30 protein-coding genes are annotated in these 16,188 nt (G+C 69.8%); all 30 read right to left on the reverse strand.

From position 1 onward, the window contains the following. Positions 1-7: 7 nt before the first annotated feature. Complete coding sequence (locus AC5YDV_RS04330) at positions 8-295, reverse strand: hypothetical protein (RefSeq protein ID WP_496192351.1); 288 nt, start codon at positions 293-295, stop codon at positions 8-10. A 95-nt stretch (positions 296-390) separates the two neighbouring features. Further along, positions 391-753 (reverse strand): hypothetical protein, encoded by a 363-nt coding sequence (locus tag AC5YDV_RS04335; protein WP_496192352.1) that lies wholly within the window; start codon positions 751-753, stop codon positions 391-393. Between the two features lie 2 nt (positions 754-755). Continuing rightward, positions 756-935 (reverse strand): hypothetical protein, encoded by a 180-nt coding sequence (locus tag AC5YDV_RS04340; RefSeq protein ID WP_496192353.1) that lies wholly within the window; start codon positions 933-935, stop codon positions 756-758. 95 nt (positions 936-1,030) lie between these two features. After that, complete coding sequence (locus tag AC5YDV_RS04345; RefSeq protein ID WP_496192354.1) at positions 1,031-1,675, reverse strand: hypothetical protein; 645 nt, start codon at positions 1,673-1,675, stop codon at positions 1,031-1,033. Between the two features lie 28 nt (positions 1,676-1,703). Further along, positions 1,704-2,117, reverse strand: coding sequence for a hypothetical protein (locus AC5YDV_RS04350; protein WP_496192355.1), 414 nt, complete (start codon positions 2,115-2,117; stop codon positions 1,704-1,706). Continuing rightward, positions 2,114-2,437, reverse strand: a complete 324-nt coding sequence (locus AC5YDV_RS04355; RefSeq protein WP_496192356.1) for a hypothetical protein — start codon at positions 2,435-2,437, stop codon at positions 2,114-2,116. Before AC5YDV_RS04355 ends, AC5YDV_RS04350 begins: the two co-directional genes overlap by 4 nt. Next, positions 2,437-2,757: a hypothetical protein gene (locus AC5YDV_RS04360; RefSeq protein WP_496192357.1), complete on the reverse strand. Its 321-nt coding sequence runs from the start codon at positions 2,755-2,757 to the stop codon at positions 2,437-2,439. The genes AC5YDV_RS04355 and AC5YDV_RS04360 overlap by 1 nt, the downstream gene beginning before the upstream one ends. Beyond that, the gene (locus tag AC5YDV_RS04365; protein WP_496192358.1) at positions 2,757-3,161 is read right to left on the reverse strand and encodes a hypothetical protein; all 405 of its coding nucleotides are present in this window, start codon (positions 3,159-3,161) and stop codon (positions 2,757-2,759) included. Before AC5YDV_RS04365 ends, AC5YDV_RS04360 begins: the two co-directional genes overlap by 1 nt. A 21-nt stretch (positions 3,162-3,182) precedes the next feature. Further along, positions 3,183-3,500, reverse strand: coding sequence for a Rho termination factor N-terminal domain-containing protein (locus AC5YDV_RS04370; protein ID WP_496192359.1), 318 nt, complete (start codon positions 3,498-3,500; stop codon positions 3,183-3,185). Next, positions 3,500-4,423, reverse strand: coding sequence for a phage major capsid protein (locus AC5YDV_RS04375; RefSeq protein ID WP_496192360.1), 924 nt, complete (start codon positions 4,421-4,423; stop codon positions 3,500-3,502). Before AC5YDV_RS04375 ends, AC5YDV_RS04370 begins: the two co-directional genes overlap by 1 nt. 15 nt (positions 4,424-4,438) lie before the next feature. Then, the gene (locus AC5YDV_RS04380) at positions 4,439-4,798 is read right to left on the reverse strand and encodes a capsid cement protein (RefSeq protein WP_496192361.1); all 360 of its coding nucleotides are present in this window, start codon (positions 4,796-4,798) and stop codon (positions 4,439-4,441) included. A 2-nt stretch (positions 4,799-4,800) separates the two neighbouring features. After that, on the reverse strand, positions 4,801-6,069 hold the full coding sequence (locus AC5YDV_RS04385) for a head maturation protease, ClpP-related (protein ID WP_496192362.1): 1,269 nt from the start codon (positions 6,067-6,069) through the stop codon (positions 4,801-4,803). After that, positions 6,066-7,445 carry a phage portal protein family protein gene (locus AC5YDV_RS04390; RefSeq protein ID WP_496192363.1) on the reverse strand — a complete coding sequence of 460 codons (1,380 nt, stop codon included), beginning with the start codon at positions 7,443-7,445 and terminating at the stop codon, positions 6,066-6,068. The genes AC5YDV_RS04385 and AC5YDV_RS04390 overlap by 4 nt, the downstream gene beginning before the upstream one ends. A gap of 13 nt (positions 7,446-7,458) precedes the next feature. Continuing rightward, positions 7,459-9,063 carry a hypothetical protein gene (locus AC5YDV_RS04395; protein ID WP_496192364.1) on the reverse strand — a complete coding sequence of 535 codons (1,605 nt, stop codon included), beginning with the start codon at positions 9,061-9,063 and terminating at the stop codon, positions 7,459-7,461. Beyond that, positions 9,060-9,497 carry a hypothetical protein gene (locus AC5YDV_RS04400; protein ID WP_496192365.1) on the reverse strand — a complete coding sequence of 146 codons (438 nt, stop codon included), beginning with the start codon at positions 9,495-9,497 and terminating at the stop codon, positions 9,060-9,062. Before AC5YDV_RS04400 ends, AC5YDV_RS04395 begins: the two co-directional genes overlap by 4 nt. A 129-nt stretch (positions 9,498-9,626) precedes the next feature. Further along, positions 9,627-10,028: an HNH endonuclease gene (locus AC5YDV_RS04405; protein ID WP_496192366.1), complete on the reverse strand. Its 402-nt coding sequence runs from the start codon at positions 10,026-10,028 to the stop codon at positions 9,627-9,629. Between the two features lie 50 nt (positions 10,029-10,078). Continuing rightward, positions 10,079-10,474, reverse strand: coding sequence for a MerR family transcriptional regulator (locus AC5YDV_RS04410; protein WP_496192367.1), 396 nt, complete (start codon positions 10,472-10,474; stop codon positions 10,079-10,081). A 16-nt stretch (positions 10,475-10,490) separates the two neighbouring features. Next, positions 10,491-10,688 (reverse strand): hypothetical protein, encoded by a 198-nt coding sequence (locus AC5YDV_RS04415; RefSeq protein WP_496192368.1) that lies wholly within the window; start codon positions 10,686-10,688, stop codon positions 10,491-10,493. After that, positions 10,685-10,852, reverse strand: a complete 168-nt coding sequence (locus tag AC5YDV_RS04420) for a hypothetical protein (RefSeq protein ID WP_496192369.1) — start codon at positions 10,850-10,852, stop codon at positions 10,685-10,687. The genes AC5YDV_RS04415 and AC5YDV_RS04420 overlap by 4 nt, the downstream gene beginning before the upstream one ends. Continuing rightward, positions 10,849-11,157: a hypothetical protein gene (locus AC5YDV_RS04425; RefSeq protein ID WP_496192370.1), complete on the reverse strand. Its 309-nt coding sequence runs from the start codon at positions 11,155-11,157 to the stop codon at positions 10,849-10,851. Before AC5YDV_RS04425 ends, AC5YDV_RS04420 begins: the two co-directional genes overlap by 4 nt. Then, positions 11,154-11,402, reverse strand: a complete 249-nt coding sequence (locus AC5YDV_RS04430; protein WP_496192371.1) for a hypothetical protein — start codon at positions 11,400-11,402, stop codon at positions 11,154-11,156. The genes AC5YDV_RS04425 and AC5YDV_RS04430 overlap by 4 nt, the downstream gene beginning before the upstream one ends. Then, a complete protein-coding gene (locus tag AC5YDV_RS04435; protein WP_496192372.1) occupies positions 11,399-12,559 on the reverse strand; it encodes a DUF5131 family protein in 1,161 nt (386 codons plus the stop codon). Before AC5YDV_RS04435 ends, AC5YDV_RS04430 begins: the two co-directional genes overlap by 4 nt. Then, positions 12,556-12,990 (reverse strand): hypothetical protein, encoded by a 435-nt coding sequence (locus tag AC5YDV_RS04440; protein ID WP_496192373.1) that lies wholly within the window; start codon positions 12,988-12,990, stop codon positions 12,556-12,558. Before AC5YDV_RS04440 ends, AC5YDV_RS04435 begins: the two co-directional genes overlap by 4 nt. Next, the gene (locus AC5YDV_RS04445; RefSeq protein ID WP_496192374.1) at positions 12,987-13,280 is read right to left on the reverse strand and encodes a hypothetical protein; all 294 of its coding nucleotides are present in this window, start codon (positions 13,278-13,280) and stop codon (positions 12,987-12,989) included. The genes AC5YDV_RS04440 and AC5YDV_RS04445 overlap by 4 nt, the downstream gene beginning before the upstream one ends. Further along, on the reverse strand, positions 13,277-13,981 hold the full coding sequence (locus tag AC5YDV_RS04450; protein WP_496192375.1) for a hypothetical protein: 705 nt from the start codon (positions 13,979-13,981) through the stop codon (positions 13,277-13,279). Before AC5YDV_RS04450 ends, AC5YDV_RS04445 begins: the two co-directional genes overlap by 4 nt. Continuing rightward, complete coding sequence (locus AC5YDV_RS04455) at positions 13,974-14,300, reverse strand: hypothetical protein (RefSeq protein WP_496192376.1); 327 nt, start codon at positions 14,298-14,300, stop codon at positions 13,974-13,976. The genes AC5YDV_RS04450 and AC5YDV_RS04455 overlap by 8 nt, the downstream gene beginning before the upstream one ends. Continuing rightward, the gene (locus AC5YDV_RS04460; protein WP_496192377.1) at positions 14,297-14,656 is read right to left on the reverse strand and encodes a hypothetical protein; all 360 of its coding nucleotides are present in this window, start codon (positions 14,654-14,656) and stop codon (positions 14,297-14,299) included. Before AC5YDV_RS04460 ends, AC5YDV_RS04455 begins: the two co-directional genes overlap by 4 nt. After that, positions 14,653-15,294: a ParB/RepB/Spo0J family partition protein gene (locus AC5YDV_RS04465; protein ID WP_496192378.1), complete on the reverse strand. Its 642-nt coding sequence runs from the start codon at positions 15,292-15,294 to the stop codon at positions 14,653-14,655. The genes AC5YDV_RS04460 and AC5YDV_RS04465 overlap by 4 nt, the downstream gene beginning before the upstream one ends. Further along, complete coding sequence (locus tag AC5YDV_RS04470; RefSeq protein ID WP_496192379.1) at positions 15,291-15,734, reverse strand: hypothetical protein; 444 nt, start codon at positions 15,732-15,734, stop codon at positions 15,291-15,293. The genes AC5YDV_RS04465 and AC5YDV_RS04470 overlap by 4 nt, the downstream gene beginning before the upstream one ends. Then, positions 15,731-15,910, reverse strand: a complete 180-nt coding sequence (locus AC5YDV_RS04475; RefSeq protein WP_496192380.1) for a hypothetical protein — start codon at positions 15,908-15,910, stop codon at positions 15,731-15,733. The genes AC5YDV_RS04470 and AC5YDV_RS04475 overlap by 4 nt, the downstream gene beginning before the upstream one ends. Positions 15,911-16,188: the final 278 nt, after the last annotated feature.

A 16,188-nucleotide genomic window follows, 5' to 3' on the forward strand; every position in this document is an offset into this window, starting at 1 on the left:
ACCCCCCTCAGAGATCCTCAAGTTGTCGTTGCATCAGGTCGTCGTAGGCCTGCTGGGCGGCTTGCTGCTCGGCCTCTTCAGGCGACAGGGGCCGCGGGAGGTAGGTCGGCTCCATCGGGGGAGCGCCCTTCTCGCGGTAGATGTTCGCGGTGAGGATGATCAGCTCCCGGACCCGGGACTCGACCTGCCACAGCAGCTGCTCCGCATCGGACCAGGGGTACCCGTCGCGGGCCCGCTGCAGCGGGTTGCCCGGGGGTAGGTTCTCGACGAGCAGCCGAAAGCGACGCAGGCTCATCTGACCGGTGAGTACATCGCGGATCGGGTCGAGCCCGGGGTACGCCTGCAGCAGTGCTGCCTCGGCGGCCTCGGGCTCGTCCCCGATGAGCGCAGCTACCCCCGGTACCGGAAGTTTTTTTGGCGGTCCTCGGCCTCTTGGCGCAGGTTGCCGACGATGTTGATCAGCAACTTCGCGTCATGGCCGGCCGCCTCCCACGTCGCCCACTGCTCCTCGGCGGTCAGGCTCGGGTGATGCCCCAGCATCTCCAGTGCCATCTCCTTGCCGGTGGACATGCCGGAGATCCTGCGGACGTAGTCGTCGTCCTCGTCCAGGTTGAACGGCACCTTCACCCAGATGGACTGGGTCTCGGCTCGGTCGACGAACACCTCGGCGAGGCTGTCGGGAGCGATGACCATTTCGGCGAGCTGCTCGCCGAATGCGACGGCGTTGACCTTGCGATGCTTGATCTTGGCCATGGTCACACTCCCTTGGGGTCGACGAGGGCCCGGAAGCCGTCTTCGTCAACGGTCAGGTCGACGGTGCGGACGGCAGGGATGGCGCTGGGATCTTCGTCGGTGTCCATGGGGAACAGGGACACGGTGATGGCGCGGGGCACGACGGGGACCTCGTCCTCGTCGATGGTGAGGGTGATCTTCATGGTGTGGGTTCTCCTTCGGCAGGGTTGGGCAGGGTGTTGTGGCTGGTGGTGCGGGCGACCCTGCCTCGCGTCCGCACCACCAGCCGCTCAGGGGGTTACGCCAGGTGGGTGGCGTAGCCGGGGCCGTCCTCGGCGCGCGCGTGGGACAGGCCGGTGACGGGGTCCTCGAAGAGGTTGAACGTGAACCCGAAGCCCTCGGCGTCGGTGCGGTTCATGGTGCGGTTCTCGATCGCGCCGATCTTCACGCGGTAGCCGACCTCAGACCGGTAGATGGCCTGGCTGCCGACACCGTCGACGCCTTGGAGCCACAGCACGTACTCGGCGTCGAACGCGCTGCTGGCGCCGTCGGAGTACAGCCAGGCGGCGTCCTTGTCGGCGGGCCACGCCGACCAGAGGGCGCCGTGGTAGAGCGCGTTGGTCCACGCGTTGCTCTCGCCGAACGTGGCCTGGATGGTCTTCTCGACGCCTTCGAGGTCGGAGCGGACGGGCGTCAGCGACTGCAGCATGGTGGTGCTGCTGGAGCTGAGGCTCTTGGCGTCGACGACGCCGGCGGTGGTGATGAAGCCCATCTCGCGGACGCCGGCGGGCCATGCCTTCGGCTTGTTGGTGAGCGAGTCGAACAGGTCGGCGGCGAGCTTGGGGACGGTGACGGCGGCGTCCCCGTACAGGGACAGACCCATCTTGAGGCGTCCCCACTTGCGGACGCGGGTGGCGGTCAGATCCATGACCATCTCGGACATTGGATCAACTCCTTTCGGTGGCGCCCGTTCAGGGCTCGGTAGTGACGACCTGCGGGCGCAGGACGAAGGTGTACGTCGCGGTGGCGACGCGGTAGGCGGCGGTGCCTTGGTCGGGATCGATGCGGAACCCGAACACGGTCCGGACCTCGTCGACGTTGATGGGGTCGCCCACGTCGGGCTGGATTCCGCCAGGGTTGAGACCAGCGAGGACGGCGTTGACCTGGCGGGCCATCGCCCAGATGGCGTCCCGGGTGGCGCCGCGGAGGGTGATCTCGACGTCGGGCGTCCAGTCGCCGCGCTGGTCGAGGTCGTGGCCGCCGCCGGTGACCTGGACGATGCCCAGTGGGGCGGCCGTGTGGCCTCCCTCGATCGTCCACGGGAAGGTGGTGTTCGTGTCGAGGTGCTCGCACAGGGGCTTCTCGATGTCGGGCCAGTCGCTCATCGGGCCGACCTCCTCAGGATGTTGGTTCGGGATGCCTTCGCGTTGCGGCTGTCGGCCGCGTGTTGCTCGGGCGTGATGGTGGACGTGATGCGTGCGTAGGGCCGTTTGAGGCCCAGGGGGGACTTGGTGCCTGGGCGGACGCCACTGTCGACGCGCAGTTGGTCGCCGAAGTTGATGCGGCCGGCCTTGTACGCCTCGTACTGGGCGCGGGTGAGGACCCTGCGGGCCTTGGCGGCGATCGCGGCCGCGACGGCAGGGTGGGCGAGGGCATCGGCGACGACTGCCGCGACGACGTCCTTCGGGTCGGTCTTCTTGGCCATCAGGTGGTGGCTTCCAGCATGACCTCGAGGGCCGGCCGGTGCTTGACGTGGGGATTGGACCAGTCGTACGGGTCTCCCACGACGTGCCAGCGTCGCCCGTTGGGGTAGACGATGTCGTCGTCCTGGCGGATGTCGGATCCGGGGGGAGCCGACAGGGACCGGGTGACGGTCGTCTGGACGAACGCTGCGACCGCCTCGGACGCGGTGACGGGCTCGTCGTAGCAGCCGCGCACCTGGTGGGTGCTGGGCGGCAGGACGCGTGTGCCGTAGCGGTCCTTGGTGTACCGCTCGACGGTGACGGTGAACCGGTGCCCTGCCATCACAGGACCCTCGGGCGACCGAACATGTGGTCGTAGCTGGTGGTCGCCGGGAAGCTGGCCTGGGGCAGCCCAGCGGGCGGGGAGGCCGGGCACAGCTTGCGGAGGGCTCGCTCGTCGTCGGCGGTGAACAGTGCCGTGGTGCCGGCGCTGGGCCGGTAGGTGGCGCTGTACTTTCCGGTGGTGACCGACGCGACCCACGCCTCGACGACGTCGTGCCGGCCGAGGGCTCGCAGGACGATGCCCTCGGCCTCCACGATCTCGTCGCTGTCGAGTGCGACCTCGCCCAGGCAGGGGGCGATCCGACGGACAGCGGCGTTGACTTCCCGGTGGAGCCGGAAGACTTGGTCGGGCGCGAGGTCGGGGACGGCCTGCTCCACGACCGGAACCGAGATCACATCAGCCATGGCCGTCCCCTCCCTCCTTGCTCACTCGCCTTGGGCGGCCTGGATCGCGGCCAGGATGTCGTCCTTCTTGGACGCGCCCGTCAGGTCGATGTCGTGCTCGGCGGCGTAGGCCTTGAGCTCGTCGACCGTCATGTCGCCGACCGGCTTGGCCGGATCGGGGTCCACTGCGGCGGCGTCCTCGTCCGCGGACGGGACCTCCTCGATCATCTGCTTGGCGAGCAGGCGTTCGACGTCGGACTCGGCCACACCCTCCGGCAGGGTCGAGTCCTGATCGAGGATGAAGATCCTCGCCCCGACCTGCACCTGGATCGCCGCGGCGGTCACTCGGTAGGCGCCCATCACAGGCCGGTCCCGGTGATCTCGACGCCGGCGTCCGCGTTCCTGACCACGGGCACGTCGGCCTTGCGCACCTGGATGCGCGTCGAGTCGTTCTTCTCGCGGAAGCGTGCGACCTCGACGTTGGACCGGTTGTCGGCCACGGTCGAGAGCGCAACGTACTCCGGGGACGGGATGTCCTCGTGTCCGATGCCGCCCAGGTTGTTCGCGTCGACGATGGTCGGCACCCAGCCCGAGGGCAGGTCCTCGCTGGTCACCCAGTCGACGCCGAGGAGGTTGGCGCTCGCGCCCGCGAGGACCGGGTTGCCCTGTTCGCGTGGCAGCACCGACAGCAGCGGTGCCGAGATGGCGGCCCACTGGGTGCCGGTCAGGACCACCGACGTCGCCTGGTATCCCTTGCGGAGGGACTTCAGCTTCGCCTTGGCGGCCTCGACGTTGGAGACGATGGTCGTGCCGCTCGTCCAGGCGCCACCCGCGACGGTCTGCGTGATCGCCGACTGGATGAGGGAGAGTGCGCCGCCGTCGAAGCTGGAGACCAGGTCGTACGCGAGCAGCTGGATGGCACGCTCGATCGGGTCCATGATCTGCCGTCCGACAGCCTCGTCGGCGACCTCGGTGCCGATGCCCTTCTTGAGGGCAGCGACCATGGCCGCGACGTCGCCGGGCAGGGCCGCGAGCGGGTACTCGCCGCCGGGCGCGACCGTCTCGGACTGGCCGGTGCCGAGGGTCGGGTCGGTCGGCACGACGATGGCGCCGCCGGACATGGTGTAGCGACCGCGGAGCAGGTAGTGCGCGAGGAAGTTGTGGTCGGCGAGGATCTCGGCGAACCGCATCGCGATCTGCGTGGGGGACTTCAGGAACGCCAGCGCCTGGGCGAGGGTCGTGTTGCCGGTCAGGGTGCTGGCCGGGATGGGGTACGTGAGCATCAGTGGTTCCCTCTCTCAGGCCCGGAGGACCTGGACGGTCTGGTCGGCGGCGGTCGCGGCGGTCAGGGCAATGCCCAGGACGCGGCCGGTGGTGGCGGTCTGCGCCTTGCCCGCCGCGGCGGACTCGACGTTCGCGCCGGCGGCGATGGCCGCGGCGGAGGTGACGGTGTCGACCGGGCCGTTGAGGTGGACGACGACCGAGTCGCCGATGGCGGCGTCGTGCCCGGCGGTCCCGATGGCCTTGGTGGATGCAGCGCCCGCAACGCCGACGCTCCGGCTTCCGGTGACCTCGACGACCTGGCCGCCGGTGATCGCCGACGTCGCGGTGAACGTCACCGCCTGGCCGGGCTTGAACTTGAGCAGGTGATCGGCCATGATCACGCCTCCTTCGTCTTGTAGATGGACTTGAAGTTGCGGGCGTCCTCGGTGGACTCGTCCTCGCCGCCGGTGTAACCGATCTCCTCGGTCGGGACGGCGCCCGACTTCGGGAGGGTGGCGAGCAGGGCGCTGGTGCCCTCCTCGTCGACGTCGAGGCGCTCACGCCAGACGGCGCGGTTGGCCGCAGAGATGCGCCCCTCGGTGAGGGCGGTCGCGACGAGACGGTCGCGGCGCTCGGCGTTCTGCTGGGCGCGTGCCTGGGCGCCGTCTGCGGCCTGGGCCTCCAGCTCGGCGAAGCGGCCGGCGTCCACGAGGACGGTGCCCTCGGGGATGCGGGCGGTCGGGGCCGGCTCGTCGGCGCGCTCCTCGAGCGCCTCGTCGAGGGCGGCCAGGATGGTGGCGTCGTCGGCGTTGGCGTCGGTCACTCCGAGCCGCTGCAAGATGTCCGCCTTCAGGGTGTCGGCCATGACCGACTCCTTTCGGTTGGTGTTACCCGGCTCGGACGAGACGGGGGCTTGGGGGAGGTCGGCGGGCAGGCCGGCCTCGCGTGCTCCGGTCGGCGGCATCGCTGCCACCGGACGCAGGGCCTCTCCTGGACGCCGCGGGGCGGGCGCCTGGGCGCGGCCCGCGTACCGGAACAGGGACAGGTCGAACAGCGCCTTGGCGTCGTCGGTGTCGGTGCCGCCCTCGGCCCGGTCGGCGAGGCCGTCGCGGACTGCCTCGGCGGCGGTGTACCAAGTCTCCGCGCGCATGAGTTCGCGCCAGTCCTCGACGTCACCGCCGGCCTTTTGGGCGTAGATGCCGGCGAGGGTGTTGGACGACTTCGCGAGCCGGTCGGCCATGGCGAGCATGTCGGCCTCGTTGCCGATCGCGATGTTCCAGGCGTCGTGGATCATCAGCTGGGCGCCGACGCCCATCACGGTCTCGTCGCAGGTGACTGCGATCACGGACGCCGCGGACGCCGCGATGCCGTCGACGACCGCGACGGTGCGGGCCGGGTGGCGGCGCAGTTGGTTGACGATGGCCATCGCGTCCCACACCTCGCCGCCGGGGGAGTTGATGTGGAGCCGGATCTCGGTGGTGTCGTCCGGGAGCGAGGCGAGGGCCTCGCCGAACTCCTTGGCGCTGACGCCCCAGTAGCCGCCCCAGCTGTCGATGGGGTCGTACAGGTACAGGTCGACGAGGCCGTCGCTGCTGGTCTCGGGGGTGAGGATCGATGCGCGAGAGCTTGCGGTGGGCGGGGTGTCGCCTCGGAAGCGGTAGGTCACTGGTCCTCCTTGGGTGCGGGCTCCAGGTTGGTGAGGCCGCTGGCGGCCTTGGCGGTTTCGAAGCTGGCGCCGGCGTCGATGAGTTGCTTGAACATGTCGGCGCGCGTCTTCTGGTTGGCGAGGTCACCCTTGCCCCAGGAGGTGTCGCGCTGGGTGATCCCGTAGGTGGAGCGCATGAACTGCTCCAGGCCGGGGTCGGGCTGGAGGACGCCGGAGTTGACGAGGGCGGCGATCGCCTCGGCGGTGACGGGGTGCTTGCTGCCGATGTCGTCGCAGACGATCCGGGGTGCGCGGGTGTCGGGTCCCCAGTTCCAGTCGACGAGGTCCTCCACGACGTGCTGGGTGAGGACGTCGGAGAGCCACTTGGCCTCAGCTTGCAGTGACTGGACGAAGAAGTCGGCGAACGTCGAGCCGAGTGCGTAGGAGCCGCGCGAGTTCTCCCCGCCCAAGCTCAGGAAGTTCGCCAGGACGCTCTTGCCGATCTGCTCGTCGTAGTAGCGGATGACCTTGTCGGGGTCGGGCAGGTTGCCGCTGACGCCGATGACGGACAGCTTGGAGCCGGCGGGGATGCTCGCCCCGGACTCCTCACCGGACCGGTACTGCTTGGCGATCGCGAGGCCGGCCTTGCGTTGGGCCTCGGCGTACGCGTAGGCCTCGTCGGCGTCCATCGTTTCGGGTGCGGGTGCGGCTTCGTAGACGGGCGTGCCGACGCCGGTGCGGTCGACGCTGGTGGCCTGCACGCGCAGCATGCGGTCCTTCAGCAGCCAGAACTTCCACGACGTCCGCAGGACGCTACGGCCCGACCAGGCGCCACCGCGGCGGCGGTGGGAGTAGACGACGAGGTTGTTGATGGGCAGGGGCTGCTTCATGTCGTGCTGCTCGATGGACTCCAGGCCGCCGTCGCGGGCGACGTTCCACTTGCTGATCGTGCGGGGCGGACGCCAGCCGAGCTTGCGGAGTTGGAAGCGGGAGCCGTCCCAGCGGGCGACCTGCTCGAAGACGGAGTGGCCGTAGGTGATGGACTCCAGGGCGAGGTCGAGGTGCTCGGCGAAGCTGAAGCGGTCGCGGGTCCGGACCGGGGTGGTGGAGTCGACGCCGCGGACGCCGAGGCCAAGGTTGTCGCACACGTACTGGACTACTTCGGCGTCGGCGCCGTTGGGTTCGACCCACCAGCCGGTGGACCGCAGCGGCAGGGTGACCGCGGACACGGTGGAGGACACCTGCGGGTCGATCTGCATCTGCTCGAAGCTGGTGAGGCTTTCGGGGTACCGCAGTTCGGGGATGGTCTCGACGACGTCGAGGTCGGGCCACCATCCCGCCCAAGTGGTGGCGGGGATGACGTAGCCCTTCTCGTCGACGGGAGGAGTCTCAGCCACGGGGTCACTCCTCTCAGCGCCGGAGGAAGTCCAGCGCGGACGTCGTCGTGGTCAGGGTGTAGCCGTCGCTGCTGTCCGTGTCGCCGCCCAGGACGCCGGGCGTGATGGGCACGTGCGAGTGGGCCTTGGGCCGGGCCTCGTCCTTCTTGAGGCCCCACAGGGCGAGGGTGACGGCCTGGGTGAGGGTGACGGGTTCGGTCGAGGTCCCCTGCTCCCAGGTCGACAGGCCGCGGCCCATGGTGCGCGGCACGGCGTGCTTGAGCGAGAGCGTGAGCTCGTTCTGGTCGGGGTGGATCACGTCGCCGGCGTTGACGGACTCGATGAACAGCTCGTAGGCGGCGCCGACCTCGCCGGTGTTCATCTTGAACGGCTTGAGTCCGTTCTTCTCGAGGTCGGTCATGATCGGGGCGGCGTTGCGTTCGTCGACGACGATCAGGCTGGACTTGTGCTGGCCGGCGAGTTCCTTGAGCCGGGCGGGCACCCACAGGGTCTTGGCGCGGGTGTCCATGTGCTCGACGAGGATCCGGCCGTCTGGGGCACGCCAGGCGGCTCCGATGGAGGAGTAGCCACCACCGCGGCCCAGGGCGACGGCGAGGACGAGCCCCGCACCGGCGCGGAGGTCGGTGGTGTTGTTGTTCCAGGCGCGGAGGTCGAGGTCGTTGGCGGCGCGTTCCACTTCGGGGCGCTTGTTCGGCCAGATGCTGAGGCGTTGCTTGATGAACGCGTCCGGGTTGGTGTCCTTGAACGCGGCGTACTTGTCGGCGATGTCTGCCTCGGTGGTGCGCCGGCCCAGGGCTGGGCTGGACTGGGCCCACACCTCGCGGTCGTCCATGCGGATGGCCGCGGCAGTGTCGGGGTCGTCCGAGCCGTCGGGGGAGAACTCGACCCATGCGGTGCGCGGGTAGCCGCCGTGTCGTCCGCGGTCGCGGACGGCTTCGAAGTGGGAGCCGTCCTGGGTGTCGGTGGGGACGGTGCCGGTGTAGAACACCTGCGTGTTCGCGACGCCGTCCTGGGTGAATAGCAGCGCTTCCATCGTCTCCGACGGCGAGTGCTGCGCCTCATCGATGACCAGGACGTCGGCGGTGAACCCGATGCCGGCCCCGCCGGTGCGGGACTGGAGGATCAGCAGGTTGCCGTTCTGCAGCTCGAAGACGCGGCGGCCCATGCCGGTGGAGATCCCGGAGATGCCGCGCGCGTGCCGGACGCCGCCGCCCTTGAGTTGCCGGCGCATCCACGGCGATCCGAGGACGCGGTCCTTGAGCTTCAGGTAGTGCATGTCCACGGTCGCGAACTCGTGCGCGGTGTGGACGATGATCTTCCGCTCACCGTTCGGCTTGGGCCACAGGAACAGGTGGGCGAGGTCGTACACCTGGAGGACTTCGCCCTTGCCCTGCTGGCGGGACACCAGCAGGCCGACCTCGGAGGCCGCCCAGCTGCCGAGTGCGTCGACGGCGAACAGGGCCTCGCAGGTGGTCTCCTGCCACGGGTCGAGCTCGCGGCCGGTGAGTTCCCACAGGGTGAGCGCGTCCTCGACCAGGCTGTCGGTCGCTGAGGACGGGATCCGGAAGACCCGCGGTTGCTGCCGTCCCATCAGCTTGTCGGGAGCGACGGTCGTCATCCGCCGGCCGCCTTGCGGGCTTCACGGGCGGCGCGGGCCTTCGCGAACTCGTCGACGGCTTCCTCGTCGGCGCCCTTGGCCTTCAGGTCGCGGAGCGCCTTCCACGTTTCGCGGAGCTCGCGGACCAGGCCGGGCAGGCGGGTCGGGTCGTCGAGGCGGACCACGTCGATCGCTTCGACCAGTGAGTCGCGGATCATCTCCAGGTCGCTCTTCTCCGACGAATCGGGGCCGGGGAGTGGCGGGGCCGGCGGAGGTGCGGCGACCAGGGGCGGTTGGGTCGGGACGGTGAGGGCCTCGATCTTGCGGGCCTCGTCACGTTGTCCGCGGGCCTCGTCACGCTTGGCCTTCTTGCACGCAGTGCAGGGATCTTCCTTGTGTCGCAGGTGGCGACGGTAGGCGGCTGGGGTGCCACACGGTGACGGCGCTCGGCCCATGCTCTAACCCCTCCTGACTAGGGGTAATGCTCCCCAATTCCACCACATGGTGGGACCGTGAGAGAGAATCCTCAGAGTCGGCGTAGGGACTGACCTGGCCTCGACCCCCGGGTCTTTGAGGCCCCCCTGTCAGGTCGCGGGCCGGAGGATCGGATCGACGGTCTTGCCCTTGCGGCCGTTGCACTCGCGGCAGAGCGGGACGAGCTTCTGGCCCAGGAGCCGGCCGCCGTTGGCGATCGCTTCGGGATGGTCGGCGGTGAACCCGCGCTTGCTGTTGTGGTCCTCGAAGTCGAACGGCTTGCCGCAGTTGCTGCAGCCGATGCCCTTCGCCTTGCACAGCTTCTTGAGCGCCTGCTGTTGTCGCTGGTAGGCGCTGCTGCCCTTCCCGCGGTACTGGTTCGCCATCACGCTCCCCCAGGTCGGAGGGGCCCCCTCGCCGCGGCCGTGCCAGCCGTTCTTCCCATGGATGACGCTCAGCGTCTGGTTGTGTGCGCTGGGCTGGTGCTCGCGCGAGGAGGAGGCCCCGGACATGGGACCAGCCCCGCCGATCTCTCGACAGGGCTGGCCACTTACCGAACAGGCTAGGACAAACCGTCCAGCCGTTCGCTTGCGACGCTCCCGGCAGAACGAATTTCTGGTCCGACGCTCACGCGCGCCCGGTTCGCTGCGACCTCGCACTGCTCCAGCCACACCTTGCCGCCGTCGGTCGTCTGGACGCGGCCAGCGTTCGCCCACCGGCGGATCGTGCGCGATGTCACGCCGAGGAGGTGGGCGGCGTCGGCCTGGCTCATCGGCTTGCCCAGGATGACGAGGCGCCGCCATCCGGTCACGACCTGCTCAGTGTATCCGGACCGGAAGGTGGCGCTGCCGTCCTCGTTCCAGCTGTAGGTGTCGGCCTCGATGACCTCGCTCCCGTCGAGGTAGACGACCAGCCACCGTCGCGGCCGTCTGGCGCCAAAGAAGTCTGGCGATCCCATGGCCGTCACGGCTGCATCACGCAGCCTTCATGTTACGGAGGATGGCCATCATGCTTCCGCACTCCTGGGCGGCCTCACGGGTGTCGTGCCGGTGTCGGCAGATGTCAGTGCGGCGCTTGTTGCCTTCGCGCTTGGTGACGCCTTCCCACCAGCCGTGGTCGTAGCCCTGCGGGTGGCGCCACTGGGCGAACGCTACGTACAGACGACTGCTCACCGCTGCACCTCAGCGATCGTGACCTGGCACGCCCGGTCGACGCGTACCTGCCCGTCGACGCGGACCCGGAGGACGGTGCCGTCGGGTTCGAAGTCCATGCCCACGACGGTGCCCTCCGCCTTGAACGTCGGTTCGGTTGGGGTCTGCGGGGGGATGCGGATCACGACTCGCCTCCCGCCTGGCGGACCGCGAGCAAGTCCGGGACGAGCCAGCCGCGGAAGATCTGGACCCGCACAGGAAGGTCCGGGACTCGGCGCCAGCCAGACCATGGGATGTGGTGATCAATCCCCCGGTCGAGGGCGACCGAGAAGGCACACTCTCGGAGGTCCGAGTTCGCGTCCCGGCACGCCTGACTGTGCAGGATGTAGACGGTCCGCTCGGCGCTTACCGCTCGCGCGAGGTGCTCGGTCTCGTGCCGATTAGCACCGACGATCTCCTCGATCCGATCCGGGGGTACAAGGTTCGTCATGACTCGTCTCCTTCGATGGTCAGGCTGGGGAAGCACTCATTGTCGGTGCGCCCGTGGGTGGCGGCGTGGGCCTTGGTGGCGCTGGGCAGGTCGAGGCGTGCAGAGAGGTAGCCGCTCAGAACCTCGGCCTCTGTACGGACCCATGCGCCGCACTCGACACACCGCTGGGACCAGTGGGGCGTATCGGGCGGCAGGTCAGGGTTGACGATGCGCGCGACGCACTCGGCGCAGTTGCAGCCGCTCACGACTCGCCTCCCGTCTGGGTGGCGGTGCCGGGATACTCGTCCCAGGTGCGGCCGTCGAGCTCGCGCCCCGCGGCCTTCTTGCCGAGTCGGACCAGCGGCCCCCACTTCTTCTTGACGTGCTCGCGGGAGAACGGGGCGGTCTCGGCCGTCTCGAGGCGTCCGCCGTTGCGCTGGTGCCAGACGTCGCCCTGCCGGTCGCGCCAGGCGCTCGCGTCACCCCACTGCTTGAACAGGAACGGAATGCTGACCGCCTGGCACTGATCGCGGAGGGACCGCGCCCAGTCGATGCTCATGGGTCGGGCGTCGCGGCCAGACTCACCACCGACGATCACCCAGTCCGGCCACCGCCGGTCCGGGCAGTAGCCCATGCAGTACCCGCCCGCGAAGTCGTGCGTCGGGCAGTACGAGTGCAAGTGGGTGAGCGTGACCGGCTCCAGCAGTGGCTCGCAGGACAGGAAGCGAACCGTGGCGGGGATCTCCATGAGGGCCGGGATGCGGATGTCGGCGTGCTTCTGGTCCTCGACCGTCACCCCCAGCCAGACGTTCGGGAGGGGCCACGGGACGGGGCAGTGGGGAACGTCATCACGACACCGCTCGCAGATGCCGCCGTCGGCGGGGTCGGGGTCGTCGTGGAAGTCAACCCACCACCCCTGGGCACGCGACACGGCCACCTGGAAGTCGGGCGAGTTGAGCAGCGCCCGCATGCGCGCGTGGCGCTTGGTGAGGACCTGGAAGGTGTGCTGCGGGGCGAGCGCCATCACAGCCCAGACGCGGGCGATGTAGGCGTCCGAGACGTCGTCGTGGAACAGGTCGGACAGGCTGTTGACGAAGATCCGTCGCGGCTTCTTCCAGCGGAGCGGCTGGTCAAGGCGTTCGGGGTGGACGCGGACGCCGGTCGTCGAGCCGATGGCGTGGGACCGCGCCTTGCCCTCGCCCTTGCAGATGGAGCATGCGTGACTGTCCCGGAACTTGCCGGTCATCGGCTCGAAGCCCGTGCCACCGCAGTGCTCGCACGGCACGGTGAAGTGGCGGCCCTCGATGCGGAACGGCGGCGCCCAGTCGATGTAGCAGTTCTCGCAGCCGGGGCTCACGCGGGTGCAGCCGGTGACGGGGTTCCAGGTCGCGTCGGTCCACTCGATCTTGCTCTTGTCGCTCACGACTCGGCACCCCCTTCGAGTGCGCAGACGGTCGGGCAGGGGTGGGCGACGTCCTGGAGGCCGCCCTCCTCGTAGGCGTAGGGGTGCGCCCCGTCGCCCACGTCGTAGCAGTGTCCGCACACGGTGTAGTCCACGAGTGGGCAGGCGTCCTCGTGGTCGCATTCCTCAGCGGAGCACACGGCGCCGAGCACCTGGACCACCCTCGGACCGTGCAGCGCCCGTACGCGCTCGACCGCAGCAGCCAGCGCGTCACGCTCGGCTCGCTGCTCTGCACGCTCGGGGAAACCCCAGGCTTGGCGGAGACGCTGCTGTTCGGCGCGCTCGCAGACCAGGCAGGCGCGTCCGCGGTTGTAGTCGAACCACCAGACGCCCCAGGGCGTGCGGGGCGGCCTGTGCTGGATGCAGGCGGGGTCGGTGCGGAGGTGGGTCATCTCGTGCTCCTGGTTCGGTGGTGGGCTCGTTGGATTCGGGAACCGTGCCGGCCGATGGGCTTGGCGGGCACGGGCTGGTCGCGATGGCATCGCAGGTAGTCGGGGTGCATGGCTCCGGCGATGACGAGGATCTCCAGCCCGAGGAGGCCGGCGTGCCGGTAGCAGCGGGTCAGCTCGCGGGCGGACAGGCCCGATCGGGCGGCGTAGTCGACCAGCCGGGACGCCTCGGCCCTTGTGCAGGCGGTCTCGCGGGCAATGAGCCGGGCCAGCGTGACGTGGTTGCTGCTCATCGGCGTCCGCCGATCTGGGTGGCGAGCTCGCGGGCCTTCGCCAGCTCGGCCTTGCGGGCGGCGATGCCACGACCGGCGCGACGCCACCGGAGGGCGTCCCACCAGTGCTCGTCGACCTGGTCGCAGCCCATGATGGGCGGCCAGCCGTCCCGGTCGGACTGCGGGAAGTGGGCGTACACGCTGCCGGTGCAGTAGCCGCCCTCGTCGTCGGGCAGGGGGCATGGTCCGACGGGGATGCTGGCTCGGACGTCGGAGTAGTCCACGACCCGCATGATCCGGCCGGTGATCCGGTGGATGTCGTCGACGAAGTCGACGTAGTCGTCTCGGCGGGCGAGCATCGCGTGCCAGGCGCTCAGGTAGGCGCAGTAGGCGGGCACCGAGTCACTGGGTGCGTCCTCGCCCATCATGTGGACGTTGGTGCGGACCCAGGCGGCGAGGGTGGCCCGGACGGCGTCCGCGGCGTGGCTCGCCCGGATGTCGTAGGGCCACTTCCAGTCGTCGCCGGACGCCGACCCGCCACCGGCGGGCTGGAGCTTGCTCTGGCGGATGATCGTCGTCTGCAGCTCGTCCCACCAGCCGGGCAGCTCACGCAGGCGCCGGCGCGTCTGCTCAGCACACACGCGGCACACGCCGGCACCACGACGGTTGTGGGCGCCGCAGTACGGGCACGCCCGCGTGTCTTGGGCTGCTGGTCTACCCATGCTGGCCACCCCCCGACTTCAGGTAGCCCTTCTGGCGAGCCAGGCGCATCCACGCCTCGACCTGCTCCTCGCCGGGCTGCCAGGCGGCGTCCTCGGCCGCCTGGACGAACTTGGCTGCCTCGTCCATCACGACCGGCCCCGCGGTCAGCCCGTCGACCTTCTGCTCCCGGACGACCACGTGCGCGTGCCGGATCGGCGTGTCCGGATCGTCCAGCAGGATCGTCACATAGGTGCCCGGCCCCGCGCCGATGCCGTCCGACTCGCCGTCGGACACGAACTGCACGACCACGACCTCACCCGAGAACTCCAACCTGCTCACGCCCGACCCCCATCGCTCCCGGCAACCCACCAGGAGTCGCTCTTGTACCGATCGGGCCGGCCGGCCTCGGAAAACGTGATGCAGGCGCGCAGGTTGCGGAGCTCGACGTCGTCGGTGCCTAACCAGGCGCGCGCCTGGGCGCGGGCCCGCTCGAGGACCTCCGTCCGCGAGTCGGCGACGATCGTCGCCATGAACACCTCGGGCGCCTCGGCCGGCCGCCGGCTGTACGGGATCCCCGGTGCGGGCACGGGCACGTGGACGCCCTGGGTGAAGCGGTCGCGGACGATCTGGGTGAGCTCGGACTTCGTGGTCGCCGCTTGGCGTCCGGGCGGCGGGTGGGGGATGGCGCGGTTCATGAGGGGTCTCCTTCGGTGGAGGGGGTGCTGTCGGACGCCTCGACGTCGGGGTCGAGCAGCTGCTCGAGCGCGTCGAGGACGGCGATCCCCGGGACACCGGTGACCTTGGGCCGCCAGTCGTCGATGAACGACCGGAGGTGCTTGCGCGGGATGGGCAGGTTCCGGACGCCGTTGGCGCCGTGCTTGCCGACGTCCTTCGGGTCCAGCCAGTTCTGGACGGTCTTGGCGTGGACGCCGTACGCGTCGGCGATGTCCTGCCACGTCAGGCCCAGGGCCCGCAGTCGCTTGATCGAGTCGCGTCGCTCGGCGGCCTTCTGGTCGGCCCGCTGGTTGTTGACGATGACCGCCTGACGCACCCAGTCAGCCAGCCCGAGGGAGTCCTCCCACGCGAACACGGGGACCCGCTGCAGGCCGGCCATCCGGGCGGCGGCAAGCCGACGGTGCCCGTCCCGAACCCGGTACAGGTCCCCGCGGCGTTCGACGATCAGCGGCACGAGGATGCCCTCGGACTCGATCGACGCAGCGAGCGTCCGCAGGTCGCCCAGGTTCTGGCGGATGTTCGTCGGGTGCGCCTCAATCGAGTCGATCGGCACCATCGCCGCACGGCGCGCACCGGCGCCCGGTCTGGTCGCCGTCATCGCGCACCTCCCGCCACGAGCGCGTCAGCGAGAGCCTCGTGCTCCTGGTCGGCGATCGACCACTCCCGCCACAACCGGCGCCGCTCGGTCATCGTGAGCCGCACGGCCCGCTCGTACACCGACACGACCCGAGCAGCCGGGCACGTGTACGACTCCACCGAGTCCTCCGTCGAGCGCTCGACGACGCCCACCGGCTCGACGCGGTACAGCCAGCCACGACCGAACAAGCTCGCGTAGTGCTTCGCGTACAGCCGGTGCGGCGTCACATAGACCAAGCCGGGCTTGGCCAGCGGGTCGACCGCCGGGACGGCACCACCGGCCTCCTGAGCCTCGCGGGCAGCACACCAGGCGCAGCCCGGGTGTGTCTTGCGCCGGTGCCCCGGCTCGATCAGCTCACCGACCCGAAGGCCGGGGACGCCACCGTGCCACAGCGCCGTCACGACTCGAACCCTTCGAGCGCAGCAGCGAGGTACTGGCCGGCCTGAGCCTTGCGCTGGGCGGTCGCCTCACGCCCGGCCCGGATGGCGGCGTCCATGGCGGCTCGCTGCTCGGGCGTGGGGCCCACACCACTGTGCCTTCGCGGGAGCTGGGTCTGCTCTGTCTCAGGCTCGTTCATGATCGTTTGGTCCTTCCGTGGGCGAGGTGTTTGCAGCCAAGCGGCGGGGCGCGCGCGCGGTCTGTGGTTTGGAAGCAGACTTCAGTTCTCCCCGGGGGGCAGGGAGTGCGGCAGGGGTATCGGAGGCAAGGGAGCGCTTTTTGCTCCCGCGGCAGCAGAAAGGTCTACGGTCTATCTCTACTGTCTTTGGTCTACGGTCTATCTCTATCTCTGCGCCGCTGGTCCGGGTGCTGGTCCGGGCGCTGTAGCGGGCGCTATAGCGCTCTCCGATGTGGACG

It is taken from the genome of Propioniciclava sp. LT432, assembly GCF_059515965.1.